Origin of the sequence: Planktothrix sp. PCC 11201 (assembly GCF_900009135.1) — a bacterium.
In the GTDB taxonomy this organism is placed as follows: Bacteria; Cyanobacteriota; Cyanobacteriia; order Cyanobacteriales; family Microcoleaceae; genus Planktothrix.
The window spans coordinates 1-1141 of record NZ_LT797768.1 but is presented as its reverse complement, the minus strand read 5'-3'; the positions used below and the strand labels follow the sequence as shown (position 1 = coordinate 1141).

Genomic DNA, 1141 nt, shown 5'->3' with positions numbered 1-1141 from the left:
AGGGATCTCATCTTGATCATAAAAACTAGCTTTAGAGGAGTAAGATTCCTCTTGCTCACCATACTCAATTCCGTATCGACAACACAAAGCTTTAAGTTTTTGTCTCAACTGCCAAAAAGGAATCTGGACAAAGTTTTGATTATTAGAACGTCCGATATTAATCTCTTGCTTGATACCCGGATTGTAACCAACTATCAATTTACCAATTTGATAAGTCAAACAATGGTCGATTATTATTCGAGCCGATTTATTCAAATAATCTCGAATAGAGTCATTCCGCTTTTGATTAAGTCGTGCCTGTTTATTTGTGATCCCTTTTATCCCTTGCTTGTCTTTGGCAGATTGAAGCTGGGCGTTACGCTTGTTATACCAGTGATTAATGCTTTTAAGTCTTTTGCCATCAATCAAAAATTGATGCCCATCAGTGTCAAAACAAGCTGCCAGATTATTAACCCCCAAGTCAATAGCTATCGCTTTTTCGGAATCAACAGATGTTTCGATTTTTTCATCTTCATAAATATACTCAATCTCAAACCATCGAGCCGAGTATTTCGGATGTATTCGTACCTCCTTAATCTTCTTGTCTTTCAGTCTTTCTGGGAGTGGGATTTTCACTTCCCCATATTCCTGTTTAAATTGTTGAGACATGGGGATATTAAACACCCCATTTTTAACTTTAATTCTCGGAATAATCAAAGGGAAATAACCATCTTTGGGCAAGTATTTAGGCAGTTGTGGTTTTTGTTCACAGCGTCCTATACTGATGGCTTGAAGAAGTCCCAAGAAAGACCGCATACTTCTATCTACCACCTTCATTGTCTGTTGAGCAATATCGGTATTAAGAAGCCGATAGTTCTCATTAGACTTGCAAATATGGTAGTTAGATTCATAGGTCAGTCGCTTTCTTTGAGTAAAGAAATACTGCCTACATTCATACAACGCCATATTAAAAAGATTCTTGCTCAAACGACACAAAACAGTCAGGGCGTTAAATTCCTGCTGGCTAAGTCGTCTAAGTTGGTTTTTTTGAGTGGCGTACATCTTCTCAGGTGTTTCACTATTTCTCTAGTATATAGCGAAAACCTCTAAATGTAAAGCCGTCCTAAAAGGACGGGGTTTCTACCCAAATTTCCGATGAAAA

Annotated in this window: 1 protein-coding gene; it reads right to left on the bottom strand. The window is 37.8% G+C overall.

Features of this window, described 5'->3' with window-relative positions:
• The coding region (locus tag PL11201_RS25610; protein WP_079681644.1) for an RNA-guided endonuclease InsQ/TnpB family protein at positions 1-1041 on the bottom strand (1041 nt) is incomplete at its 3' end.
• Between the last annotated feature and the right edge of the window lie 100 nt (positions 1042-1141).